Origin of the sequence: Arcicella aquatica (genome assembly GCF_034928825.1) — a bacterium.
Lineage (GTDB): Bacteria > Bacteroidota > Bacteroidia > Cytophagales > Spirosomataceae > Arcicella > Arcicella aquatica.
In genome coordinates this window covers 69,235-95,445 of sequence record NZ_JAYFUL010000017.1, presented here as the reverse complement: position 1 = coordinate 95,445, position 26,211 = coordinate 69,235, and the positions used below count along the sequence as shown (strand labels likewise).

The window sequence follows — 26,211 nt, the reverse complement described above, 5'->3', positions numbered from 1 at the left end:
AAGTAATTGAGTGATTGAATGAATGAGTGATTAACACATTTAAAATTACTCTTTTGCAGATGTGGTTTAGTTTTTACCCGTTTCTTACAGACATTTTGTTTCAAAATAATATATTAAAATAATGTCAGAAATTACGATTGTTGTTCAAGCGCGCATGTCGTCTAGTAGATTACCCAAAAAGGTATTATTACCCATTTTGGGCGAAAGTCTGCTATATAGAATGATAGAACGTTTACAACAAATTAAACATCAGGCTACTATTGTAATTGCTACCTCTGAAGACCAACAAGATGATGTGATTGAGCAATTTTGTCAAGAAAAAAACATCATCTGTTACCGTGGGAGCCTGAATAATTTATTAGACAGACATTATCAGGTTGGCGTATTGACTAATGCCAAAATTGTGCTGAAAATTCCTTCTGATTGCCCACTTATCGACCCAAGGATTGTGGATAAAGTATTGGATTTTTACGTTGAAAATGAAGGAAAATATGATTTTGTAAGTAACCTTCACCCTGCTACTTATCCAGATGGCAACGATGTAGAGATTATGACGTTTGAAGCGTTGAGCAAAGCTTGGAATGAAGCCAGTCGCCCGTTAGAATTAGAACATACTACCCCCTACTTTTGGGAAAATCCAGATAAATTTCGGTTAGCAAATGTTACTTGGGAAACAGGATTAGACTATTCTATGTCTCATCGTTTTACCATAGACTACCACGAAGACTATCTATTCATCAAGCGTGTTTTTGAAGAATTATATCCACAAAATCCTGCGTTTTCATTGGATGATATTCTTGGGCTGCTCCAACAAAAACCTGAAATATATACTATAAACGAACGTTTTGCTGGTGTAAACTGGTACAGAAATCATTTAGATGAATTGAAAACCATCACGCCTGAGCAAACCAAAATTAGTATTTAGCATAAATTCCAAATAAATACAATGACTGAAGAAAAATTAGAAACATTAAAAAGTATCGCATTACGTGTCCGTGAGCACATCATCGGAATGTCAACGGATGGCGGTTGTTTTGTAGGAGCTTCCCTTTCGGCTACCGATTTGATGGTTTACCTCTACAACAATTTTTTAAATATCACCAAAGAAAATCTTGACGACCCGAATCGTGACTATTTGTTTCTTTCAAAAGGTCATGATGTTCCTGCTTTGTATGGAACACTGGTTGAAATGGGTATTTTAGAAGCCGAGCGTCTTCAAAATCATCTTTCTACTTCAGATAATATTTACTGGCACCCTAATACTAAAATTCCGGGTATCGAATTTCATTCAGGTTCATTAGGACACCTACCGGCCGTTTCGCTTGGTGTAGCCTTAGATTGTAAAATGAGGGGAACTGACAACCGAATCGTCTGTATTTTGGGCGATGGTGAATTAAACGAAGGGTCTTGTTGGGAAGCTGTTTTAGTAGCCAATGCGTACAAATTAGACAACCTAGTTTTTGTGATTGATCGTAACCAGTTCCAAGCAAATGTTGCTACAGAAGATTTGATTCCGTTAGAGCCTTTGGCTGATAAATTCAAAGCTTTTGGCGCGGATGTGGTAAGAATAGATGGACATAATTTTCTGGATTTAGAAGAAGCTTTTTCAAGTTTAGACGAACGCAAAGGCAAACTTCATGTAGTGATTGCTGATACAGTCCGTGGAAAAGGATTACCAAGTATAGAAGCTCGTGCTGACCGTTGGTTCTGTAATTTCTCAGCCAATGAGGTATCACAATTGATGGAAGAATTACATGGTGTTCATTCAGCTAATATCGAATCTGAAGTATTAGTAGTTAGATAGGTAGCTTTCAGCTGTGAGCTATCAGCTTTGAGATTTTCAGAGATAATATTAAAAGAATCCTCAAGGCTCAAAGCTCACCGCTCGAAACTCATAAATATATAAAATTATGTACGAAGAATTATTAAAAAATACAGCCCTTAACGACGAACGTTTTGTAGTAATGACTGCCGAAAACCGTGCATTAGTCAAAAATCTACCAGCTGTTTTGGGTAAAAGATTTATAGATACAGGTATCACAGAACAAACGATGATTGGTGCGGCGGCTGGCTTAGCACTTCGCGGACGCATTCCTGTGGTACATGCTTTGTCGGCTTTTTTGTCGATGCGTGCTTTTGAGTTTATCCGCACTGATGCAGGTATTGCTAATTTGCCTGTGAAATTAAGCAGTTTTATCCCAGGCTTTTTATCAGACGGAAACGGTCCTACGCACCAAGCCATTGAAGATATTAATATCATGCGTGGTATTCCGAATATGCAGGTTTTTGCTCCTGCTGATGAAAATGATTTAGTAACGATGTTGCCTCAAATCTGGAATAGCCCTAACCCATCTTATGTACGTATTTGTACAAGACCTGCTCAGTATCAACATGAAACCAATTTTGAAATTGGGAAGGCTGAAATCATTGCAGAAGGAACAGATGTAACTATCTTGGTTTACGGTTTTATGTTTGAACAAGCTATGATTACAGCAGAGATTTTGCGTCAAGAGGGAAAATCTGTAGGTTTGATAAACATGAGAAGCCTTAAACCTGTAGACGAACAAGCCATTGTAAAAGCTGCGCTACAATCGGATTTAGTGGTAACTATCGAAGACCACTTCTTAACAGGTGGATTATACACCATTGTTGCCGAAACGCTATTGAAAAATAGAATCACGGCCGATGTATTACCAATTGCTTTAGTAGAAAAATGGTTTAAACCAGCACGTTTGAACGAAGTACTAGCATATGAAGGATTCACGGGAAAACAAATGGCTGAAAAAATATTGGCTCATGAGGAAGCTGTAAGCCTTGAGCAATGAGCCTTGAGTTGAGGAATCAAATTCTTCTGAATCTTGCTTCCTCAACCTTAATCATCTCTTGATTCTTTCATCCTAAAGTCTTAAAGTCCAACGATCCTAAATTCCAAAAAAATGCCAAATTCAATAAAATCTAACGATAATTATCCAACTATCACCGAGTCTGATAGTTTGTATAATAGAGCTTTAAAAGTACAAAAACCAATTACGCAAACTCTTGCCAAGGGACCAGGTCAGTTTACGAAGGGCGTAGCTCCTAAGTATTTGAAAAAAGGAAAAGGTTCGCACGTTTGGGATGTTGATGGCAACGAATACATCGACTTTAATGCTGCGATTGGCCCGCTTTCATTAGGTTATGCTTATCCTGTAGTAGATGAAGCCATTAAGCAACAGTTAGAAGATGGAATAACGTTTTCATTGATGCACCCTTTAGAAGTAGAACTTTCTGAATTGATTCAAGAAGTAATTCCTAATGCAGAGGCTGTAAAGATTTCAAAAACTGGTGCAGATGTTTGTTCAGCAGCTATCCGTGTTGCACGTGCTTTCACTGGTCGTGAAAAGATTTTCTGTTGTGGTTATCATGGCTGGCACGATTGGTATATCGGTATTACAAGCCGTAATGCGGGTATTCCAGAGGCTATTCAAAACATGACCTATACGTTTGAATACAACAATATTCAAGCAATCCGTGAGGCGTTGGATGAAGACGTAGCTGCTATTATCCTTGAACCTTTCATTTTCGAAGCCCCACAAAACAATTTCTTACAGGAATTGGCAACTCTTTGTCGTGAAAATGGAACATTACTCATTTTTGATGAAATGTGGACGGGCTTTCGTATTGCATTGGGTGGTGCTCAAGAATACTTCAATGTTGTACCTGATTTAGCTGTCTATTCAAAAGCTTGTGCTAACGGGATGCCAATTGCATTATTGACGGGTCGTGCTGATGTAATGGAATTGTTCAATAGTGATGTATTCAGCTATACAACTTTTGGTGGTGAAGCCCTTTCTTTAGCAGCAAGTATTGCTACTATCAAAGAAATCAGGGATAAAAATGTACCTGCTTATTTAGATGCTAAAGGGCAAATTATCAAAGATGGTTATAACGAAATCGCAAAAGAATTTGGCTTAGAAAACCTTACTAAGTGTATTGGTTATAACTGCCGTTCGATGGTGACGTTTGCACCCGAAGCTGGTAATGGCTTAGAAGTAAAAGCCTTGGTACAACAAGAAATGATTAAGCGTGGTATTTTATGGGCTGGTTTTCATAATATGTGTTTTAGCCATTCAGATGAAGACATCAACTATACACTTTCGGCCTATCGCGAGGTAATGCCTATTTTGAAAGAAGCTATCGAAAGTAATGATGTAAAATCATATTTGAAAGGTGAAGTATTAGAGGCAGTTTTCAGAAAAACTAGCAATTATAATATTAAGCCTGCTTTGGCTAAAGCCTAAGTAAAGCTGTGAGCAATGAGTTGTGAGTGATGAGCTAATAATTTAAGATATAGATAAACAATATCTTAACACATTCACATTTTTATTTTACATAAGCTAGTTATAAATAATCTGCTTGATTTTAGATACGTTAAATTATTTATGGAAAATACAATCACAAGTCCTGATTTGAACCTCTCTCAATTATTTTCTTTGGAAGGGAAAACGGCTATCGTAACGGGTGGCACTGGACTTATCGGTAAAAAGCATTGCGAAGCGTTAGTAGCGGCTGGAGCCAATGTAGTAGTGGCTGACATCGCACAAGCTAACCCACAAAAATTTGCGGAAAGCTTAGGCGACAAAGCGATAGGCGTAAGTATAGATGTTACTGACGAAGCCTCTTTAGAAAATGCTAAACAAGCAATCATCGCTCGTTTTGGTTCGATAGATGTTTTGGTAAACAATGCTGCTATCAATGATATGTTTGAAAATCCAGAACTAGCAGCAGAACTTTCGGCTTTTGAAAAATACCCGATAGCATCTTTCCGCAAATCGTTAGAAGTAAATGTTTTAGGCGTGTTTTTATGCTCACAAATATTTGGTTCGGTCATGGCTGAACAAGGTAGTGGAAGTATTATCAACATCGCTTCTACTTACGGAATTGTTGGACCAGATCAAAGCATTTACCGCAACGAAGCAGGCGAGCAATTATTTTTCAAATCGCCGTCGTATCCTACTACTAAGGGAGCTATTATCAATTTTACAAGATATTTAGCGGCTTATTGGGGAAACAAAGGCGTAAGAGTAAATACGCTTTCGCCCGGTGGCGTAGGAAATGCACAAGACGAATATTTTGTAAAGAATTATTCAGCCAAAACTTTATTAGGTCGAATGGCTACTGCAAACGACTATCAAGGAGCTTTAATTTACCTAGCTTCTGATGCCTCTGCATACATGACAGGCGCAAACTTGGTAGTAGATGGTGGTTGGACGGCTATATAATTATGATTGAGTGAATGAGTGATTTAGTGATTTTTTAGTTGTGAATTGTTGAATCAACACATAGTTAATTAATAATTATTAAAAAATCACTCAATCACCATTCACTAGATCACTCAATAAAACATGAATATACACGAAAAAGCAAAGCATATAAAATTGCTCATTACTGATTGTGATGGTGTGCTGACAGACGCAGGCGTTTATTATGGCGAGAATGGCGAGGTATTAAAAAAATTCAATATCCGTGATGGAATGGGTGTAGAAAGACTTCGTAAATCAGTCAATGTAGAAACTGCTATTATCACAGGCGAGGTTTCTCCTTCAGTGGTGAAAAGAGCTGAAAAGCTAAAAATCACAGAATTGCACCTAGGTATCAAAGACAAATTGGCTATTCTAACACAGATAATGGTTAGCCGTAATCTTACCAAAAACAACATTGCCTACATCGGTGACGATGTAAACGATATTGAAATTATGCAAAATGTGGGACTAACTGCTTGCCCCAATGATGCCATTAGCTTTACCAAAGAAGTAGCCGATTATATCTGTGAAAACAAAGGTGGCGAAGGCTGTTTCAGAGAGTTTGCAGAATTGATTATTGCGGCACAATCTTAATTGATTTTAAAAATTAAACAATAATGTCTTCCAGAGATTGTATAAATCTAATAATTTATACAATCTCTTATCCCCAAAGACATCAATACTTTTCTAACAAACCCTCCTCGGGGGTCAGGGGGTTTTTACGTCCATTACAAATGAAAAACGTTACATTATCATCAGGAAAAGTTATCGGTAAGGGTCAGCCATGCTACATTATTGCCGAAATCGGAATCAATCACAATGGCTCTTTAGACGTTGCGAAACAACTGATTGACGAAGGGGCAATTGCAAAAGCAGACGCTGTAAAATTTCAAAAAAGAACACCTGAATTATGTGTTCCACTTGACCAATGGGAAATTCAGCGTGATACTCCTTGGGGAAAAATGTCGTACATCGACTACAAACGTAAAACTGAATTTGGCAATTTAGAATATTCAGCCATTGACCAGCACGCTAAACAAAGAGGTATCGACTGGTTTGCATCACCTTGGGATGTTGAGTCGGTTGATTTCTTAGAGCACTTTAGCCCAGTGTTATACAAATTAGCTTCGGCTTCTCTAACTGACTTAGAATTAATCGAAAAAATTCTTCATACTGGTCGCCCATTAATGATTTCAACGGGTATGTCAACCGTAAAAGAGATTGTTGAGACAGTTGCTTTCATTAAAAACTTTGATGAAAACTATCCATTGATGATTGCTCATTCTACTTCGGCTTATCCATGTAAACCAGAAGAATTGAATTTAAGCATGATTAAAACGTTGGGTGAAATGTTCCCAGATACACCTATTGGTTATTCTGGCCATGAAACAGGCTTGGCTACTACTGTAGCGGCTGTGGCTTTAGGTGCTACTTTTGTAGAGCGTCATTTTACACTAGACCGTGCTATGTGGGGTTCTGACCATGCTGCTTCTGTAGAACCTCAGGGCTTATCTCGTTTAGTAAAAGACATCCGTGACGTAGAAATCTCGGTAGGTGATGGCGTTAAAAAAGTATATGAAGCTGAGATTTCTCAGATGAAAAAGCTTAGAAAACATATTTCAGCAGAATACTCTGCTTAGTGTTTATTAAATTAATGTTAAGCTTATCAGTAAATGTCGGTTTTATTATCTAATATTGATTAGAGGAAGTAGATTTTGTTCAAGAGGTAGAAGCTTTTGTAAAGTTTCTACCTCTTAATTTCTATAAAAATTCAGACAAGTAAAGTAATTAAATGGAAATTCCTTTTCCGCGTAATATTATCATACAACCAATATGAATCTCTTAACAATAACCACTTCAATATTAATATGTTGGATAATTTTTATTATTCTGATGGAAAGGTTATATCCATATCGTAAAGGTTTAAAGCTTTTCAGAGAAGGCTTTTGGGTGGATTTAGTTTGGTATACGATCATTCAGAGTTTCTTTCTTAAAATTCTTATTTTCGATTACATTATTCAGCCAATCAATACAAGTTTCGATTGGTCTGAATACCAATTTGTTAAACATTGGTCGGTTCCAGTACAAGTTCTCTTTTTTCTGATTACACACGATTTTTATATCTATTGGTTTCATCGCTTTCAACACTCCAATAAATTTTTCTGGAGAACACATGAAGCACACCATTCTGGAAAAGAAGTTGACTTTTTAGAAGGTTCGCGTTCACATGCTGTAGAAATTATTATTAATCAAACCATTGAATTTCTACCCATCATTGTGTTAGGAGCAGACCCTGCCGTTCTACCGATTAAAGCCTTATTAGATGCTATGTTTGGCATGTTTATTCATGCTAATATTGACGTGAAAATGGGTAAATGGAAGTATATTTTTAATTCACCAGAATTACATTTATGGCATCATTCCAATTATCAAGAAGTGTTTCATGCTAATTTTGCAACAAAATTTGCCTTCTGGGACTATCTTTTTGGTACAGTGTATTTCCCTGGGTACAAGCCGGGCAATGAGCGGGAAAATTGGGGATTATATTATGACTATCCGAAAGACTATTTCTTACAGCACGCTTTTTCGGTTAAACGTTTTGATGAAAAAAAATTATTACGCTTTAAATGGTTTGCATGGTATTATAACCTTCGCCCTAACATTTTGAAAAAAATCACACATTGGATTGAAGATATTGAACATTATTTTCTGATTGAAAACTCGAGTATGAATTATCGTAGAATAGAACAACATGAAATAGAAGAAAATAAAGATTCAAATAATCATCACCCCTCAGACCTTACTTAAATGGCTTGGATATACCTTATTATTGCTGCTTTGTTTGAAGCAGCATGGACTTTCTCTTTAAAATTATTTAGTTTTAAAGATATCAAAGCACTTCCCTTAAACAAGTATTTCGCTACAGAAGGGATTCTAACACTGATGCCATTCTTGGGTTATATCGTTTTTGGATTAGCCAATGTTTATTTTTTCTCCGTTGCGCTTAAAACTGTTCCCACAGCTACGGCAATGGCGGTATGGACAGCAGCCACATTGATTTTTATTAAAATAGCCGAAATAGCCTTCTTTCATGCAAAGTTAAATTGGGCTGAAGTCTTTTTTCTTTTGTTAATTACGGTAGGAATTATTGGCTTAAAGGTTGTTGGTGGTAAAGTGTAAGGATATTATCACTACCAAGCTTTTCGCTTACACTGGCAACACCTTTAATTTTTGGAGCAGCAATACCTCCCTCTAATATTTTCTTACTTTGTAATACAATTGCTTCGTCCCATAGATTGGCATCAATAAAACTTTGCAATAATTTACTACCTCCTTCCACAATCAACGATTGTACTTTTCGTTGTGCTAAATCTTGTATAATTGTCGATAAAAAGCCTTTTTCTTCCGCTATTTTTACAAAAACAACATTGTTTTCTTCTTTATTTACTAGTAAATTATAGCAAATAGTAGGCTGTGAGCCATCAAAGATATGCAAGGATTTATCCAAGGCGAGGTCTTTATCTATTACGATTCTTAAAGGACTTTTACCAGTCCAGAAACGGGTATTCAGACTAGGGTTATCATACCGAGCCGTATTAGTGCCGACCATGATGGCATCTTCTTCACTACGCATTTTATGAACAACCCTTCTGGAAAGTGCATTAGATATTTGAACAGCTTCAAAATTTTCTTTAGCAATAAACCCATCCGCAGTTTCTGCCCATTTCAGGATAATATAAGGACGTTGTTTTTCGATAAAAGTGAAAAACCGTTTATTCAATGCTCGTCCTTGTTCTGCTAAAATACCCGTCTCTACCGCTATTCCCGCAGCTTGTAGCTTGGCAATGCCCTTTCCTCCTACCAGTGGGTTTGAATCTACATTACAAATGATTACTCGTTTGACGGCATGCTTTACCAGTAAATCTGCACAGGGAGGTGTCTTGCCAAAATGTGAACAGGGTTCAAGCGTGACATATACATCAGCTTCTGTCAACAAAGATTTATCTATTACCGAATTTACAGCATTTACTTCTGCATGGGCTTCTCCATATTTTCTATGCCAGCCTTCGCCTATTATTTTTTCATGATGTACAATGACACAGCCTACCATTGGGTTGGGCGAAACAGTACCTGCGCCTAAACGAGCTAATTGCAAAGCACGAGCCATCCACATTTCAGACTTATTAGCGTAATTTTCTTTGTAACTTTGCATAAATTTTATTGATCATTTTATGTCTGCAAAAACCCTTTTTCAACAATTAGTATCCGAAATTAGTGCTGTTTATGATGAAAACGAAGCAAAAAGCATCGTTTATTTGGTATTAGAACACTTTCAAGGTATTTCTAAAACAGATATTTTGCTGGATAATCCACTGAATGAGGTTTTTGATTATCAAGAGATTATCACCAGACTCAAAAATCATGAACCTGTTCAGTACATTATTGGCGAAACGGAGTTTTATGGAAGAAGATTCAAAGTAAGTCCTGCTACTTTAATCCCCAGACCAGAAACAGAAGAATTAGTTGAACTAACATTAAATACTTTTCAGGATTTAGTAAAAAACAAGTTGATTGTATCGAATCCGAAAATATTAGACATTGGCACAGGTACGGGTTGTATTGCTATTTCTGTGGGAGGGGGTATTGATAACGCCTCTGTAACAGCTTATGATATATCAACGAAAGCACTGCAAATTGCGCAGGAAAATGCAGTAACCAATAAGGTAAAAGTAGATTTTGAAGAGGTAAACTTTTTGGATGAATCTAAGCATGAATCCCTACCTATGTTCGATATTATTCTTTCTAATCCTCCTTATGTTACCGATTTTGAAAAGCAGGAGATGGAGCAAAATGTATTGGCTTATGAGCCACATCTCGCTCTTTTTGTAGAAGACGACAATCCCCTGATTTTTTATATAGCTATCGCCAAATTTGCAAAAAAACATTTATCGGTAAATGGATTTTGTATCGTAGAAATTAACCAATCATTTGGTTTAGAAACAGCAGCTTTATTCTGGGACGAAGGGTTTAGCAGTGTTGAGGTAGTGAAAGATTTTTTTGGAAGAGATAGAATGGTGAAGGCGCACTTGTAGCTGTCAGCTTTCGGTCTTCGATTATCAGCTAAAACGCCGAAAGCCGAAGACCGAAAGCTGATAGCCAATTAAAATGCAAGTTGTGCAAACACTGCATGATGGTCTGATGCGAAACGACCATTCCAAGTATTACTTAGTGTGCCGTGTTTCAACACTTTGATTTTATCAGTATTCAGAAAAATATAGTCTATCAATTTTCCTTCTATTTCTTTAGCCTGAAATCCATTAAAAGTACTTATTGGGCCGAAGTGTGGTGTTAAAGTAACTTTCTCCGTATCAATTAATCCTGCATTGATGATAACGGTTGGCTCTTCTGTTGGAGTGCTGTTGAAATCTCCTGTTAGAATCACAGGAATTTTAGCATCAACTGCTTTGATTTTAGCGACCAACATTTTAGCACTTTCACGACGTGCTACCTGACCAATATGGTCAAAATGAGTATTGAAGAAATAGAATACTTTCTTGGTTTTATTGTCTCGGAATTTGGCATAAGTAACAATACGATTCAACGCTGCATCCCAACTTTTGCTTGGTACATCAGGCGTTTGGCTTAGCCAAAAAGTATTGCTTTCTAATATTGTAAACTTATCTTTTCTGTAAAAGATGGGCGAAAACTCTCCTCCTTCTTTAGCATCATCACGCCCAACGCCTACATAGGCATAATTAGGAAGCAATTTGGTTAAATCTCTAATCTGTCCGACTAATACCTCTTGCATTCCACAAATATCTGCTTCATAAAAATCTAGCATACTACTAAGATTTTCCTTACGCTTAGCCCATTGATTTTCGCCATCCTGCACAGTTTCCATGCGGATATTGAAAGTCATTACATTCAATTTTTGTTGTGAATAACTGCTCATAGAAGTACTTATTAAAAGTATTAATAGCAGAGAATAGAAAGATTTTTTCATTTACTGACTGTTTGAGATTTTTTCAGCAAAGCTATTCATTTTCGATGTTAGACCTGACCTGATGTAGATGAAATTTGTGTAAAGGAATTTGGGGAGGGGGACTTTTTGGAAGAAGGACTTGAGGATTATTAGACTTGAGGACTTTAAGATACTAGACGGAAGATTCAAGACATAAGACGCTAGACTGGAGAAACAAGATGCAAGACATAAGATTTTTTGTGTTCTTGCCTAATATCACCCGAAAGCTGAAATCTGACTTCCAAAAGCCTATTACTACGACACTTCCGCTTTTAGTTCTTCTAAACATTCATTGCACAAGCACGCTCCATCAAACTCCCACTGACTAATGTCTGAAATGTGTTCTATTTGTGTTTTGCTCAGGTTGATTTTCATGCAGTCGCACTGTAAGATATTATTTACCTTACAGATAAAAACTTTCCCACATCTCGGGCAACCTTCTTGAGCGTGCTTTTCCATGATAAATTATTTAAGAACCTTAACCTCACAGGTTTATGAATTATAGCTAATAGCTATCTACGTTTCCTGCATACTGTTTAACTTCTTATAAAATCCATTTTCGTTTTCTAAAAGTTCACTATGGGTTCCTCTTTCTACAATCTTTCCATGATTAATGACCAAAATTTCATCTGCATGTTGAATCGTGCTAAGTCTGTGAGCAATTACTAGCGTAGTACGATTTTTCATCAAATGCGTTAAGGCTTCTTGCACCAATTTTTCTGACTCTGTATCGAGAGCAGAAGTAGCTTCATCAAGAATCAAAATCGGCGGGTTTTTCAACACTGCTCTAGCAATACTCAATCGCTGACGTTGTCCGCCCGAAAGCCTTCCACCACGGTCGCCAATAAAGGTTTCGTAGCCATCAGCCAATTGTGTGATATACTGATGAGCATTGGCAATTTTAGCGGCTTCCTCTATCTGTGCCTGACTAGCCACAGAACCAAAAGTAATATTATTGGCTACGCTATCATTGAACAAAATAGATTCTTGTGTTACAATGCCGATTTGTTTACTTAAAGATGCTAATCGAATATGTTTTAGGTCTATGCCATCCATCAAAATTTGTCCTTCCGTAGGATCATAAAACCTTGGTACTAGGTCGGCTAGGGTTGATTTCCCTCCGCCTGACGTACCGACCAAAGCAACTGTTTTCCCTTTCTGGATTTTGAACGAAATATTATCCAATACTTTTCTCCCAGTTTGGTATTCAAAGCTTACATTTTTAAATTCTATTTCTTCTTTAAACTCAGGTATATCAACAGCATCTTTCGCATCTTGGATAGCAGGTACTGTATCAATCAATTTCAGAATTCGTTCTGCCGAAGCTATTCCCCTTTGTATGCCACTAAAAGCATCTGCAATTACCTTAGCAGGTCGCATTACTTGTGAAAACAAAATGATAAAAGAAATAAACGTTGAAGCACTTAGGCTTTCGTCATTATTAATGACTAAAGTACCTCCGTACAGTAAAATCCCAGCAATAACGGTTACTCCCAAAGCCTCGGAAACTGGGGAAGTCATTTCCTGACGATACACCATGCGTAATACAGCAGCTTTATATCCATAATTCTCTGCTTTAAAACGTTCAGCAACTACCTTTTCAGCATTAAATCCTTTTACGATTCTCATTCCTCCAAATACTTCGTCGAGTGTACCAATCATAGCACTTTGGCGTTCTTGTACATCACGAGCAGCACGTCGTAATCTTCTACTGATAGTCGCAATTACCCCCCCTGAGATAGGCAAAATCAACAAGGAGAACAATGTCAATTTTACCGACATATTAAACAAGAAAACAAAGTACATAATGAGTGTAAAAACCTCTTTGAAACTTGCCGTAAAAGCTCTACCAACAGAGTTTTCAACTTCTTGAACATCCGTAGTCAAATGAGCCATTAAATTCCCTTTGCGTTCATTGTTAAAAAAACCAAAATGTAGGTTAAGGGTTTTCTCAAAAATAGCCTGACGCAAAGAAGCAATGGTTTGTGCCTCTACTGTTTTGAGGATTCTTTGAGAAAAATATCGAAAGATATTTGAACATACCACCGATACGACGATAGCGATACAAGCAAACTTTAATGCCCCCATTCTACCATACAAATCAATGATTTGGTAGAAGTAATAATTAAAGATTTCTTTGAAGTAATCTGATTCAAGCGAGAACTCAGGCTTTTTGCTAAACTTCTCTAAATCAACCGTTTGTACTTTATCAAACAATACATCAAGCAAAGGAATCAGTAAGGTAAAGTTTAAAATGCCGAACAAGCTCGCCAATAATGAAAATAAAAAATATGGAAATGCAAAGACCCTTAGAGACTCAGCATATTGAAGAATACGAAAGTAAGTTTTCAATGAAAATTGTTTCAGATTTGAAAGTAAAAGCAAAAATAACTGCTACAAATTTAGTAAAATGTATTGACTATTTCTGCTTTGATAAATATCTGCAATATAGTACTTGAATGATTAGGCAAAAAACACTAAATTGTGAAAGATAAATATTAATTTTGTTTAGAAGCTCCCACTAAGGCTTTGAAACCTCTTTAGAATATATACTAATTGCTTTTATGATTAAATCATTAAAACTATCAAACCCTTTTTCTGTAATTGGAATAAGGATTTCTCAAGTAGAATATGTGCTCAACACTGTCTGCTCTTTCTGGCAAAAGGTTTTCTTGCTCCCTGTGTATCAGCGCAATTCTTCTCAGAATTTGTCTTGTCATTTTTGTTATGTCCAATCCAACCTTATTCAACCAATTAACGTCAATAATAGCACTTTGTCGTTTCTATCCTAACAAACTTCAAGTTTGTTAAAAATAGCACGATTATTGAACATAATAGGGTAAAACTAATTGCTCAAAGGAAACATATACAATAGAATGACATTTTCTGTTCTGAAAGACAAAAGAAAGCTACTTCCAATTTTGTGGTTTTTACTGCCTGCAATCGCTGGTTTCATGAAATGGCGCTTGCACTCGATAAACAACTATGATATATATAAAGGTGTGTTCACACACTTGGTACAAAAGGTTAATTTATACGAACTCTATCCAAAAGAATATTTTGATTCTAATCATTATGGTCCCTTGTTTAGTTTGATAATTATGCCTTTTACTTATATACCCGATGTAATTGCTACTCCACTTTGGGTGTGTTTTCATGCTTTTGTACTCTACAAAGCCTTAGCTTTATTACCTATAAAACCTGAATTTCAATGGATTTTATTAGCTATTTGCTTGGTTGATTTAAATACTTCATCGCATAATGTACAAGTAAATCCGAGTGTTGTCGCTTTGATAATACTTTCGTGGTATTATGTAAAAAAAGACCAAGTAATATGGGCAACACTTTTTGTAATGCTTGGTGCTTTTGTGAAGTTATACGGTATTGTAGGATTGGCGTTCTGGGTATTTTCAGATAGCAAGCTAAAATACATTGGGTATGCTATTATGTGGGCAATAATCCTTTTTGTTTTACCCATGGCTATCAGTTCACCTGAATTTGTAGTACAATCATATTATGATTGGTACGACAGTCTAGTGCATAAAAACATTCAGAATCAAGGCGTTGAAAATGGTGTTGGTACGAGTATGCAAGATGTTTCGCTGATGGGTTTTGTCAGAAGAGTAGGCGGTTTCCCTAACCTCTCTAATCTGTTCTTTCTTGTACCTGGTTTTATTTTACAAGTACTTCCTCTATTAAGATTTAAACAATATAAAAACTTACTCTTTCAATTAAGATACCTTGCCTCCTTATCCATTTTTGTAGTCATTTTTTCATCATCATCCGAATCCCCAACTTTTATTATTGCGGTGGCTGGTGTGGCAATCTGGTTTATTCCACAGGCACATCCTGTGGAACGATGGGTTTGGATTTTACTTTTTACAGTTGTAGCCTTTACTTCGCTTTCAGCAACAGATATTCTGCCAGCTTGGTTGCGAATGAAGTTTATCGTTTACTCAATTAAAGCCTTGCCGTGTTGCTTGGTTTGGTTTGCTTGTATTTATCAACTTTTTTTAAGTGAAACCTCAGAAATTAAATCATTATGGATCAGTCAAGAATAAACATTTGTATCCTGTCTGCGGCATACAATGAGGGTGAAAACCTCTTAGTTTTTTACCATGCCGTAAAAAAAGTAATAGATAAATTACCTTATAATTTTGAGTTTTGTTTTGTCAATGATGGTAGTAAAGACGATACGCTTGCTGTCATTAGAACACTAGCGCATAAAGACGAATCTGTAAAATATATTTCTTTTTCAAGAAATTTTGGACAACAAATAGCCTTAAAGGCGGGTATTGATAGCATCAATGCTGATGCCATTATTATGATGGATAGCGACTTACAGCATCCACCAGAGATGATTCCAGAATTGATTGATATTTGGCTTTCTAAAAATGTAAACATGGTCAATACGCTTCGTGAAGAAGACCAAGATTTATCATGGTTCAAAAGGCAATCAAGCAAAAATTTTTATAAAGTCCTAAATAAAGTAAGTGACTTAAAGCTTGAACCCGGACAAGCTGATTTCCGCTTGATTGACAGACAGGTAACTGAAACTTTGAAAAATACCAAAGAACAAGATGTATTTTTAAGAGGGATGATTCAGTGGATTGGCTTTGACCAAGCAACGATTAAATACAAAGCCAACAAGCGTTTTGCTGGAGAAAGTAAATATACTTTTTCAAAAATGTTGCGCTTAGCATTAGCAGGTATTACATCGTTCAGTATTAAGCCATTATACACTGCCATTTACATAGGCTTCTTTTTTGCTCTTTTATCATTTTTGTACTTACCCTACGTAATGTATAGCTTTGCGGTTGGTAAAGCCGTTGATGGCTGGGCATCGTTATTAATGACGGTTGCATTTTTTGGAGGATTAAATTTAATCGTATTAGGGGTTTTAGGAATTTATATTGGCAAGATTTTAATCCAAAATAAAGAAAGACCTTTGTACATTGTTCAAGAACAGAATATTCATGAAAATAGCCTTGTTGAGTTTTGATGTAGAAGAATTTGATATGCCCTTTGAATATGGTGGTGTTCCGCCTATGGAAGAGCAAATCGCCACTTCTAATCAAGGTTTACAGTCCATTGTTTCAGTATTAGATAAATATCAAGCTACTGCCACCTTTTATTGTACAGGTGTATATGCTTTGGCAAAAACAGCACAGATTAAGGAATTAAGCAAAAAGCATGAGATTGCTTCGCATAATCATTATCATTCTAGCCATAAAAAAGAAGATTTAAGTACGTCAAAAGTTATTCTGGAAAACATTACCCAACAAGAAATTGTTGGGTTTAGAATGCCTAGGATGGCGCCTGTTTCGGATACAGATTTGTTGGATGCTGGCTATTTATACAATGCCTCTATCAATCCAACTTATTTGCCAGGGCGATACGACTATCGTCATATTTCTCGTACATTTTTTACTCAGAACAACCTGATTCATTTCCCTGCTTCGGTTTCACCTGCTTGGCGAGTACCTTTGTTTTGGATAGCCTTTCATAACTTTCCGTTGTCATACTTTTTCTCATTATGTAAAAAAGTAGTGGAAGCCGACGGCTACTTGCATTTGTATTTTCACCCTTGGGAATTTACAGACTATACAGCCTTACCCAATGGCGCAAAATATCCCTTCTACTTACATAGAAATAACGGCAAAAAAATGTTGGAGCGATTCGATAAGCTGATGGCTTTTTTACAAAAAGAAGGTTTTGAGTTTAAAACCACTAAAGATTTTTTGCTTCCTTCAGTTTAGCATATTTAATCACGGGATTCATTGCGGCAAGTAAAGCCCACATAAAACCCGCGTAACCATCTAAACAAGAGCCTTTCAGCAGGTAAATCTTTAAGAAAGTAATAGGAAAACGAGTAACGATGGTGGCAACAGAGGCTTTTTTGCCACGTTCTGCCAGCGTTTTTGCTCCTAGTGAAGTATATTTATTGAATTTATTGAAGTAGTCTGTCAAATCACGGTAGCTATCGTGTAGGATGTGATTTTTCAATACGCCTACCTTTCCTTGAATCTCTACGCTTTCGTGTACGTGTTCGGTGTTCCAATTACCAAAATTTCGGTTGAAAAGTCTTAGCGTGAGCCTTTTATATTCTCCGCTAAAACGCAATAGCTTCCCTAGAAATATTAAAGAACGAGGAATTTTATAGGCTTGATAAGTCGTCTCCCCTAGCGAAATACTTTGTATTTCTTGTTGTAAAGCAGGGCTTAGTTCTTCGTCATCATCCAGTGAAAGTATCCAATCGTTGCTAGCTTGCAGGGTAGCAAAGTTCTTCTGAACACCATAGTTATCAAACTTTCTGTAGATAACTTTTGCATTAAATCGCTCGGCTATTTTAAGCGTTTTATCACCACTGCCCGAATCGACTATCACGATTTCATCTGCCCAAACTACTGTTTCCAATACTTTAGCCAATGTTTTTTCAGAATTAAAAGTAATCAGTACAACACTTATTTTCATGTGATAGGAGAATGAATCAATATTTTACTTGGATACCATGATAGTATTCTTGGGCCTGATAATCTTTTCGAAGTGGATGTCCATCCCAATCTTCGGGTAATAAAATCCTTCTTAAATCTGGATGCCCTGTGAATTCAATTCCCATTAAATCAAAGGTTTCTCTTTCATGCCAATCAGCTGTTTTCCAAATATTACTAACAGTAGGCACTTTTGGCAAAGCTTCTCCTTTTTCATTTCTCGCAAAAACTATCTTCAACATCAGTTTATGTTCGTAAGGAATAGAATACAGATTATAGATTACCTCCATCGTTCCCTTTTCAACACCATTATCCAACCCTGTCAGGCAAGATAGCATATCAAAGTAGCAATCTTGATGTTCAAGCATTAATTGACACACTTCCGCAATGTTTTCCGTAGGCACAGTAATACATTGGTGGTCGGCTTGAAGAATGATGGCTTCTCCAAATTTCTCTATCAGAATATCTTTAAAGTTTTCTATGTTCATCTTGCTTAGGCATTAATGGCAAATCCTGGTTTTTGATTTCTGGCTTCTTCCTCTTCCATGTCTAATAATGCCTTCGGAGCTACTAAACTTTCACTTCTGATTTTTTCTTGCAGTTTCAAAAAACCACCAATCAAAGCCTCGGGGCGAGGCGGACAGCCTGGCACATATACATCTACTGGGATGATTCTATCTACCCCTTTCACTACATGATAGCCGTGTTCCCAATAGGGTCCTCCGCAATTTGAACAGCTTCCCATCGAAATTACATAACGAGGTTCAGGCATTTGTTCATAAAGACGACGAATACGGTCGGCCATTTTGAAAGTAACTGTTCCTGCCACAATCATTACATCCGACTGGCGAGGGGAAGGTCTCGGAAAAACTCCAAAGCGGTCTAAATCATAGCCAGAAGCCATCGTCTGCATCATTTCAATAGCACAGCAAGCCAAACCAAAGCCCATAGGCCAAAGCGAGCTTAAACGTGCCCAGTTGATAAGGTCATCTACTTTGGTAATGACAACGCCACCTTCATTGAACTGTTGATCGAGTAATCCTTGCATAATGATTTAGATTTTTAGGGCTAAAAATGTTGTCCCCGACTGCAAATTTAATCTCATTCCAGCATTTTACTGCTCTCACCCCTAAAATTATCTAACAATGGTTAAATATCCTGTGATGGGACGGATGTCTGCATCGGCTTTTATCACGTAATAATAAGTCGCTGCTGGTAAGCTAACATTATCTATTCGCCCATTAAATGGATTAGAGCGATAACTCAGCGTACTAAAAATTTCGTTTCCCCAGCGGTTATAAATTTTCACTTCTGCATTTGGATATTCTTCGATACCTTCTAATTCCCAAACATCATTTACATTGTCTTGATTGGGTGTAAAGCCTGTCGGCACAATAATCTTGGCTTTCACTTTTACCAAAATATTATCGCTATTAGTACAACTACTTGTAGATGATTTTACTTTTAAAACGTATTCGGTAGTGATACTTGGTGAAGCAATAGGACTAGCGATACTCGGATTGTTCAAACCATTGGTTGGAGACCATTCGTAAATCAAATTATTATCAAAACCTCCGCTCGTAATACTTTTTAAGGTAATAGTATCGCCTTTGAAAATAATCTGGTCGTTACCTAATAGCACTTTCGGAATTAAATCAACAAAGGTTATTCTATTGAGTTTAGATACACAGCCAAAACCATTGGTGTATTGATAGGTAATTGGAGCATATCCATAAATTAATGGTTCAAAGGTAGTACCATTTACACCTCTGCCTATAAATTTAGCTTTAGTGGCATCATAAGGGCTAACATAGTTCAATAAGTTAACTTTTAGGTTTGTAGTACCACAAAAAGGGTAAATTGTATCAAATTTGATGGGTGTTAATGGGTTTACTGTAAGTTTTAGGGTATCTGACATCTTTTTACATCCGTTGTCGTCTGTCACTAATACTTTATAAATCCCAGATTTTAATACAGTTAAGGTATTATCAGCTGATTTTTTGATTGATACATCATCTTTAAACCAATCGTATTTCAGGTTGTATCCTAAATTGGCTACAAGCGGAATAGTATCTGTATCACAAATCACTTTTTTACTAATCGTATTTGTTATCAAAGCATCTGGCAGCGCATAGATTGTTACTTTCGATGAAGGTTCATATTCGCAAACACCTCCTATTTGTTTCATCCGACCTAAGTAGTCTCCAGATAAAGTAGCCTCTAATATATGGCTATTATTATTGGGAATGTCAAAGCCATTACGAGTCCACTGATAACTATAATCACTCGGCGAAAACGCACTACCATTTTGCTTTTGAATACTTAATTTAATTGGAATTTCATCAAGACAAGCCTTTTTTTCATCGGGATTAATCACAAATTGTTCCCCAGCAACTTGACTAACAATTGTTTCATCAGAAGTTGTCGATTCGCTACAACCAGTATTATAACCAATTATTACAGTATATTTCCCTGGTTCATTAATTCTGATTTTATAACGATTTTCGTTAACAAGATTAACATTGTTTTTTTGCCATTGATAATTATATCTCGTATTGATTTCTGTAGCAATTTCTACAAATCCATAATCACAAAAATCAATAGTAACTGTATGAGTTTTAATTGGTGATAAGTCTTTAAAAATGTCTGGCTTGGCTGGTGCATCAAAACAATCTATTACTTTCAGTTGGAAATCTCTTCTGGAAACACCAATTACTACCCCATTCCGAATTTCCTCTACCATTACAGAATATACAAAAAGTCCAAGTTCGGTAGCGGTTAGCGTCATTATTCCTTGGTTGTCGATTTTCATACCAGGACTTTCAGCTGGGATAGCGTTAGTGGCACTATAACCACTGTTCCAATTAATCAATGGAATGGATGAAGACCCGATAGGATTATTTATATTATTCCCCCCTACGCTGAACCCCCTATAAGGAGTTACGAAAGAGTAGCGTAATTGATCTCCATCAGCATCTGTAGCAGAATTATCAAACCTAAATGGCTTACCTTTACAAATATATTCACCATTAGGCGTCGTGAATTCTGGAGAAGAATTTACAAAATCAACACCATTTATCTTTAATGCTGGAAATTCCAGATAGAATAACATTCCTGTATTTGCTGGATTGCTAATATTATTGGCTGCATTTCTACAGCATCTGTCATAGGTAAGATAATAACCTTGTGCATCGTTATACTCATCTGGATTTAAGTTTATGTTTTCAGAAAAAGTGATGTCTGTAATATTCAATCCCTGATTAGTAGCACAAGCCGCATTACTATAGACAAAAGGGCGACCAGCTAAATCAGCAGTGAATAACGTAAGTGTTCTCATTAAAAAATTATCTCTTTTCCGAAAAATACCTACTTTTATACCATTGTCTTGTGCAGTAGCTGATCTAACGGCATTGTCGAAATAGAGGTGCATAGTCAAAGTAAATGAACCATGGGTATTCCCTCGGACAAGACTAAAATTACCCCCTAGAATGTGATTGGCTCGGAGCTGGAAGCTACTTAAAAAGCAGATAACGCAAAAAAATGCAACGTAAATTTTCTTCATAGTTTTTGGATTGGAGAGTATCTTTTTATTCAAAAAGCGTAGAGGGGAAGTATTAATTAGTATATTTTCTTTAGAGATTCAGCAGGCTTAAAATTAATATTTTGATATAAAAATCAGTATTTTCACATAATTGTTTATCATCTATCTAAAATATTGTATTTCTTTTGAACAACAAGAGGCAAATGTGTTCATGCAGCAATTCAATATAAGACTACTAACTTACTAATAACGTTGCGATTAAGAGCAAAATTATGCAAAACAATTTTTTCGATACCCGTATAGAAATTCTCAAGGGTGTAGGTGCTGCAAGAGCACTACTACTCAATACTGAATTGCAAATTTTCACCTATGCCGACTTAATTCAATACTATCCTTTCAGGTATGAAGACCGTACTAAATTCCATACAATAGCCGACTTATATGAGGGAATGGAGGTAGCACAAATAAAAGGAAGGCTACATTTTATGGAAAAAATGGGCGAAGGTCATAAGGCTCGTCTTACTGCCCAATTCTCTGATGGAACGGGTACGATGGAATTAACGTGGTTTCAGGGAGTAAGTTTTTTAGAAAAAAAGTTAAGACCTAGTTCAGAGTATGTTATTTATGGCAAACCTGCTTTCTTTCAAGGTCGCCCACAAATGCAACATCCCGAAATGGAATTGCTTAACCCAGCCAATGAAAAAGGAGGATATTTTCAGCCAGTATATGGTTTAACCGAAAAACTAAAAAAACGCTACATTGATTCTAAAGTAATTGCGATGATGCAACGCAATTTATTAGATATTTCTTATTCACAAATTCGAGAAACACTACCTGAAAATATCAGACAAAAATTTCGTTTGATAGAAAAGAAAGATGCTGTTTATAATATCCATTTGCCGATGTCAGAAGCTTGGTTGCATCAAGCTAGACGCAGGTTGAAGTTTGAAGAACTTTTCTATAATCAACTCAGACTTATCAAACAAAAGCTGAATAGAAGGACTGATTATAAAGGACAAGTTTTTAAGAGTACTACTTTAGTAACAGAATTTTATAAAAATCATCTTCCTTTTGATTTAACCAATGCCCAGAAACGGGTAATCAAAGAGATTTTTGAAGATATGAAATCGGGCAAACAAATGAACAGGCTTTTGCAAGGTGATGTAGGTTCTGGCAAAACCATTGTTGCTTTCATTTGTATGCTTTTGGCAATAAGCAATGGCTGTCAGGCATGTATTATTGCCCCTACCGAAATTTTAGCAGACCAGCATTATCAAGGCTTAAAAGATTTTGCAGATTCATTAGGCATTAAAATTGATAAATTGACAGGGTCGGTTCGTAAAAAAGCGCGGGTTGGGATTCATGAAGGGCTTTTGGATGGTTCGTTGAGTATCCTCGTGGGAACACATGCCATTTTGGAAGATATTGTACAGTTTCAAAACTTAGGTTTTGTAGTTATTGATGAACAACATCGTTTTGGTGTAGCACAAAGAGCCAAACTTTGGGAGAAAAACTCAGTTATTCACCCTCATATTCTGGTAATGACGGCCACTCCTATTCCTCGAACTTTGGCCATGACGCTGTATGGAGATTTAGATGTTTCTATCATTGATGAATTACCTAAAGGTCGAAAGCCTATCAAAACTGTTCATCGTTACGATTCGCACCGCTTAAATGTATTTGGTTTTATGCGTGATGAAATCAAAAAAGGGCGTCAAGTATATGTGGTGTATCCATTAATTGAGGAATCTGAAAAATTAGATTACAAATACTTGGCTGATGGCTATGAAAGCATAGTAAGAGCCTTCCCAGAATACCATATTAGCATAGTTCATGGAAAAATGAAGCCAGCAGATAAAGATTTTGAGATGCAACGCTTTATCAAAAAAGAAACGCAAATTATGGTAGCAACTACCGTGATTGAAGTTGGCGTAAATGTGCCGAATGCTTCTATCATGGTCATTGAAAGTGCCGAACGTTTTGGGCTATCACAGCTACACCAATTGCGTGGGCGAGTAGGACGTGGAGCAGAACAAAGTTATTGTATTTTGATGACGGACGTAAAGCTTTCTAAAGACACCCGTATCCGTTTAGAAACCATGGTACGAACAACGGATGGTTTTGAAATTGCTGATGTAGATTTACAATTACGTGGGCCAGGGGATTTATCAGGGACGCAACAAAGCGGCGTAATAGATTTACTCATTGCAGACCTAGCTAAAGATGGCGAAATATTAAGGGTAGCCAGAGAATGTGCTACAGCCATCTTGGAAGAAGACCATGACTTAGACCTACCCCAAAATGCGATGGTTAAAGAACAAATAGAACAGCAAAAAGCAAATGCTAGCAACTGGGCTAGGATTAGTTAATGATAAGTAAATAGAGTTGTTCAGAATTTAAAATCATAAAAAAGTGGTCAAAAAACTAATTTTGACCACTTTTTTATGATTGATGAACACCGAATTCCTACTGTTTGAGCGAAGCGAGTTTAGGAATTCTTGATTTTCTTTTGTTACTTTTCTTTCATCAAGGAAAGAAAAGTAAGGACAAGACGGTAATAAATTCAAAAACTCTAATAACTCATTATATCAAAGGAAATTTGGAATGACTCATGGTTATTATTTTTATATCGCAGCTCTACTAGTAAGCTCTCATCTCAACACCCTTCATAAAGTTTACAAAAGCAGTATTTACTACTTTGTTTCCTCCTGGTGTTGGATAATTACCTGTAAAGTACCAGTCTCCTGTATCATTCGGACAAGCCTTGTTTAAACTATCAACTGTTTGATAAACAATTGCTAATTCAGCTTTCAAGTCTTTTGGTTTTACTAACTCAGCAATTTTATCTGAAATCTCTTCTGTTGTAAACGGTTCATAAATAGCTTTTACAAAGTTCTCTTTATGAGCAGTTCCTAATTCTATTGCTGTTAAACAACGTCCTAGTGTATCTTCTAGCACATCGTCCATATTTCTTTCAATCAGTAACTGATAAGCCGCACGGAAAGCTACAAATTCTTTCATACGCGACATATCTATACCATAGCAATCAGGATAACGAATTTGTGGTGCCGAAGAAACAATAACGATTTTCTTAGGGCCTAGTTTATCTAACAACCTCACGATAGAACGCTCTAAGGTAGTTCCACGAACAATAGAGTCATCAATCAACACTACATTATCAACGCCTTTCTTGATTACCTCAAAAGTAGTATCATATACATGAGCTACCATGTCATTACGGTCGGCATCGTTGGTAATGAATGTTCTTAGCTTAACGTCTTTAGAAATCAATTTTTCAACCCTTGGACGGAAAGTGAGCAAATCTTCAAGGTCTTTTTCAAACAAAACACCTTCCATGATAGCCTTTTTACGTTCCTTAGCAAGATAGTCTTCCAAACCTTCAATCATTCCCAAAAAGGCTGTTTCGGCAGTATTAGGAATGTACGAGAATACCGTATTCTTTAGGTCGAAGTTTACCTCTTGGAGTACCTGAGGAATCACTAAACGTCCTAATTGCTTACGTTCTGCATAAATATCTGGATCTGAAGCTCTTGAGAAATAAATGCGTTCGAAACTACAAGATTTTCTTTCGATGGGATCGATGAATTGTTTTTCGGAATAATCTCCATTTTTATTGATAATTAAAGCGTGTCCTGGTTGCACTTCTTTAATATCGTCATAATTACAATTGAAGCTAGTTTTAATCGCTTGTTTTTCTGAAGCTACTACCACTACTTCGTCGTCGGCATAATAAAATGCTGGTCTGATTCCTGCGGGGTCACGGGCTACAAAAGCTGCACCGTATCCAGTCATTCCACACATGGCGTATCCGCCATCAAAATCACGACAAGAACGTTGTAGAACCCTTTGTAAATCTATATTATCCTGAATAACATCCGATAATTCTGGATTATGATATTCACTTTTAAAATACTCGAATTGGCGTTGGTTTTCTTCGTCCAAAAAATGTCCGATTTTCTCCATTACCGTTACTGTATCTACTTTTTCTTTTGGATGCTGTCCTAACGAAACCAGTTTATCGAATAACTCTTCAACATTTGTCATGTTAAAGTTTCCAGCCATTACTAAATTTCTGCTTCGCCAGTTACTTTGTCTCAGCATCGGATGGCAGTTCTCTATTTCGTTCTGTCCGTGTGTTCCATAACGAAGGTGTCCTAAAAATACCTCGCCTGAAAAAGCCACATTCTCTTGAATCCAATGAGCATCTTTAGCTTTGTCTTTGTTGTCCTTCAGAGCCTTTCGGAATTTCTTGTAAATCTTTCCAAAAATATCAGGTACAGCATTTTGTTCTACAGAACGATAGCGACTGATATAACGGTGACCCGGAGGAACATCAATCTTGATGTTAGCAACTCCTGCACCGTCTTGTCCACGGTTTACTTGTTTTTCCATCATCAAATACAATTTATTCAAACCGTACAATGGCGTGTTGTATTTGTTGATATAATACTGATAGTCTTTCCGAAGACGGATTAGCGCTATCCCGCACTCGTGTTTAATTGCGTCAGACATGACTTTAATTATATTTTTTTTGAATTATTAGAACTTATTTTTTGGAAAATAAAGTTCCCTAAACCAATGTATTAAATGTCAAATGGTTTTGGTAAGAATTCGCAATAAATCTCAGATTAAAAAAAAATTAAAGATGGGTTATTTTTCTGTAAGCAAAATTACAGATATAACTTTGAAAAAAGCAAATTTTAAGGACTCATTAACACTATTTTTTACAATCATTTTCAAAATTGTAACTATTCTTAGATTTAGTTAAAATATTAGCGTTTATCTGTTAAGACTATAGGACTGGAGGATTTAGGACTTTAGGACACTAGACTTAAAGACACTAGAATTTAGGAC

Annotated in this window: 24 protein-coding genes; 15 read left to right on the top strand and 9 right to left on the bottom strand. The window is 36.5% G+C overall.

The features are described 5' to 3' along the window. The first annotated feature begins 121 nt into the window (after window positions 1-121). The 9 genes from VB264_RS12035 (at window position 122) to VB264_RS11995 (ending at window position 8,462) form a co-directional block, all read left to right on the top strand. Entirely contained in the window at window positions 122-925 is an 804-nt protein-coding gene (locus VB264_RS12035; RefSeq protein WP_323249667.1) for a glycosyltransferase family protein, read from the top strand. Between the two features lie 21 nt (window positions 926-946). Continuing rightward, window positions 947-1,804, top strand: a complete 858-nt coding sequence (locus VB264_RS12030) for a transketolase (RefSeq protein ID WP_323249665.1) — start codon at window positions 947-949, stop codon at window positions 1,802-1,804. A 106-nt stretch (window positions 1,805-1,910) separates the two neighbouring features. Next, the gene (locus VB264_RS12025) at window positions 1,911-2,825 is read left to right on the top strand and encodes a transketolase family protein (RefSeq protein WP_323249662.1); all 915 of its coding nucleotides are present in this window, start codon (window positions 1,911-1,913) and stop codon (window positions 2,823-2,825) included. A gap of 111 nt (window positions 2,826-2,936) precedes the next feature. Continuing rightward, window positions 2,937-4,280 (top strand): aminotransferase class III-fold pyridoxal phosphate-dependent enzyme, encoded by a 1,344-nt coding sequence (locus VB264_RS12020; RefSeq protein WP_323249660.1) that lies wholly within the window; start codon window positions 2,937-2,939, stop codon window positions 4,278-4,280. Window positions 4,281-4,421: 141 nt separating this feature from the next. After that, on the top strand, window positions 4,422-5,261 hold the full coding sequence (locus tag VB264_RS12015) for an SDR family oxidoreductase (RefSeq protein WP_323249658.1): 840 nt from the start codon (window positions 4,422-4,424) through the stop codon (window positions 5,259-5,261). 123 nt (window positions 5,262-5,384) lie between these two features. Further along, window positions 5,385-5,876, top strand: coding sequence for a KdsC family phosphatase (locus tag VB264_RS12010; protein WP_323249655.1), 492 nt, complete (start codon window positions 5,385-5,387; stop codon window positions 5,874-5,876). Between the two features lie 140 nt (window positions 5,877-6,016). Next, entirely contained in the window at window positions 6,017-6,922 is a 906-nt protein-coding gene (locus VB264_RS12005; protein ID WP_323249653.1) for an N-acetylneuraminate synthase family protein, read from the top strand. Window positions 6,923-7,175: 253 nt separating this feature from the next. After that, window positions 7,176-8,090 carry a sterol desaturase family protein gene (locus VB264_RS12000; protein ID WP_323249651.1) on the top strand — a complete coding sequence of 305 codons (915 nt, stop codon included), beginning with the start codon at window positions 7,176-7,178 and terminating at the stop codon, window positions 8,088-8,090. Further along, window positions 8,091-8,462 carry a DMT family transporter gene (locus VB264_RS11995; RefSeq protein WP_323249649.1) on the top strand — a complete coding sequence of 124 codons (372 nt, stop codon included), beginning with the start codon at window positions 8,091-8,093 and terminating at the stop codon, window positions 8,460-8,462. It abuts the gene before it with no gap. On the opposite strand, the gene ribD is transcribed toward VB264_RS11995, so the two are convergent. Further along, a complete protein-coding gene (gene ribD, locus VB264_RS11990) occupies window positions 8,428-9,495 on the bottom strand; it encodes a bifunctional diaminohydroxyphosphoribosylaminopyrimidine deaminase/5-amino-6-(5-phosphoribosylamino)uracil reductase RibD (RefSeq protein ID WP_323249647.1) in 1,068 nt (355 codons plus the stop codon). The genes VB264_RS11995 and ribD overlap by 35 nt on opposite strands. A gap of 19 nt (window positions 9,496-9,514) precedes the next feature. On the opposite strand from ribD, the gene prmC reads away from it, so the two are divergent. Further along, a complete protein-coding gene (gene prmC / locus VB264_RS11985; protein ID WP_323249645.1) occupies window positions 9,515-10,375 on the top strand; it encodes a peptide chain release factor N(5)-glutamine methyltransferase in 861 nt (286 codons plus the stop codon). 68 nt (window positions 10,376-10,443) lie between these two features. On the opposite strand, the gene VB264_RS11980 is transcribed toward prmC, so the two are convergent. From VB264_RS11980 to VB264_RS11970, 3 genes are all read right to left on the bottom strand, one after another. Continuing rightward, window positions 10,444-11,286 carry an endonuclease/exonuclease/phosphatase family protein gene (locus VB264_RS11980; RefSeq protein ID WP_323249643.1) on the bottom strand — a complete coding sequence of 281 codons (843 nt, stop codon included), beginning with the start codon at window positions 11,284-11,286 and terminating at the stop codon, window positions 10,444-10,446. A 273-nt stretch (window positions 11,287-11,559) separates the two neighbouring features. Next, complete coding sequence (locus VB264_RS11975; RefSeq protein WP_309915465.1) at window positions 11,560-11,763, bottom strand: cysteine-rich CWC family protein; 204 nt, start codon at window positions 11,761-11,763, stop codon at window positions 11,560-11,562. A gap of 57 nt (window positions 11,764-11,820) precedes the next feature. After that, the gene (locus VB264_RS11970; protein ID WP_323249641.1) at window positions 11,821-13,656 is read right to left on the bottom strand and encodes an ABC transporter ATP-binding protein; all 1,836 of its coding nucleotides are present in this window, start codon (window positions 13,654-13,656) and stop codon (window positions 11,821-11,823) included. Between VB264_RS11970 and VB264_RS11965 the strand changes: the two genes are divergently transcribed. The 4 genes from VB264_RS11965 (at window position 13,602) to VB264_RS11950 (ending at window position 17,063) form a co-directional block, all read left to right on the top strand. After that, window positions 13,602-13,763, top strand: a complete 162-nt coding sequence (locus tag VB264_RS11965) for a hypothetical protein (RefSeq protein ID WP_323249700.1) — start codon at window positions 13,602-13,604, stop codon at window positions 13,761-13,763. The genes VB264_RS11970 and VB264_RS11965 overlap by 55 nt on opposite strands. Window positions 13,764-14,180: 417 nt before the next feature. Further along, complete coding sequence (locus VB264_RS11960) at window positions 14,181-15,365, top strand: glycosyltransferase family 87 protein (protein WP_323249639.1); 1,185 nt, start codon at window positions 14,181-14,183, stop codon at window positions 15,363-15,365. Beyond that, window positions 15,347-16,306 carry a glycosyltransferase family 2 protein gene (locus VB264_RS11955; RefSeq protein ID WP_323249637.1) on the top strand — a complete coding sequence of 320 codons (960 nt, stop codon included), beginning with the start codon at window positions 15,347-15,349 and terminating at the stop codon, window positions 16,304-16,306. Before VB264_RS11960 ends, VB264_RS11955 begins: the two co-directional genes overlap by 19 nt. After that, window positions 16,281-17,063: a polysaccharide deacetylase family protein gene (locus tag VB264_RS11950; protein ID WP_323249635.1), complete on the top strand. Its 783-nt coding sequence runs from the start codon at window positions 16,281-16,283 to the stop codon at window positions 17,061-17,063. The genes VB264_RS11955 and VB264_RS11950 overlap by 26 nt, the downstream gene beginning before the upstream one ends. Here VB264_RS11950 and VB264_RS11945 read toward each other — a convergent pair. The 4 genes from VB264_RS11945 to VB264_RS11930 all read right to left on the bottom strand — a co-directional run bounded on the left by VB264_RS11945 (window position 17,035) and on the right by VB264_RS11930 (window position 21,225). After that, the gene (locus VB264_RS11945) at window positions 17,035-17,778 is read right to left on the bottom strand and encodes a glycosyltransferase family 2 protein (protein WP_323249633.1); all 744 of its coding nucleotides are present in this window, start codon (window positions 17,776-17,778) and stop codon (window positions 17,035-17,037) included. The two genes, VB264_RS11950 and VB264_RS11945, sit on opposite strands and share 29 nt — an antisense overlap. Before the next feature lie 16 nt (window positions 17,779-17,794). Beyond that, window positions 17,795-18,283 (bottom strand): NADH-quinone oxidoreductase subunit C, encoded by a 489-nt coding sequence (locus tag VB264_RS11940; protein ID WP_323249631.1) that lies wholly within the window; start codon window positions 18,281-18,283, stop codon window positions 17,795-17,797. 5 nt (window positions 18,284-18,288) lie between these two features. Next, on the bottom strand, window positions 18,289-18,843 hold the full coding sequence (gene nuoB / locus VB264_RS11935) for an NADH-quinone oxidoreductase subunit NuoB (protein WP_323249629.1): 555 nt from the start codon (window positions 18,841-18,843) through the stop codon (window positions 18,289-18,291). A gap of 87 nt (window positions 18,844-18,930) precedes the next feature. Then, a complete protein-coding gene (locus tag VB264_RS11930; protein WP_323249628.1) occupies window positions 18,931-21,225 on the bottom strand; it encodes a gliding motility-associated C-terminal domain-containing protein in 2,295 nt (764 codons plus the stop codon). A 383-nt stretch (window positions 21,226-21,608) separates the two neighbouring features. On the opposite strand from VB264_RS11930, the gene recG reads away from it, so the two are divergent. Next, window positions 21,609-23,705: an ATP-dependent DNA helicase RecG gene (gene recG / locus VB264_RS11925; RefSeq protein WP_323249626.1), complete on the top strand. Its 2,097-nt coding sequence runs from the start codon at window positions 21,609-21,611 to the stop codon at window positions 23,703-23,705. A 271-nt stretch (window positions 23,706-23,976) separates the two neighbouring features. Here the strand turns inward: recG and VB264_RS11920 are convergent, their stop codons facing one another. Then, on the bottom strand, window positions 23,977-25,869 hold the full coding sequence (locus VB264_RS11920; RefSeq protein ID WP_323249625.1) for an amidophosphoribosyltransferase: 1,893 nt from the start codon (window positions 25,867-25,869) through the stop codon (window positions 23,977-23,979). Between the last annotated feature and the right edge of the window lie 342 nt (window positions 25,870-26,211).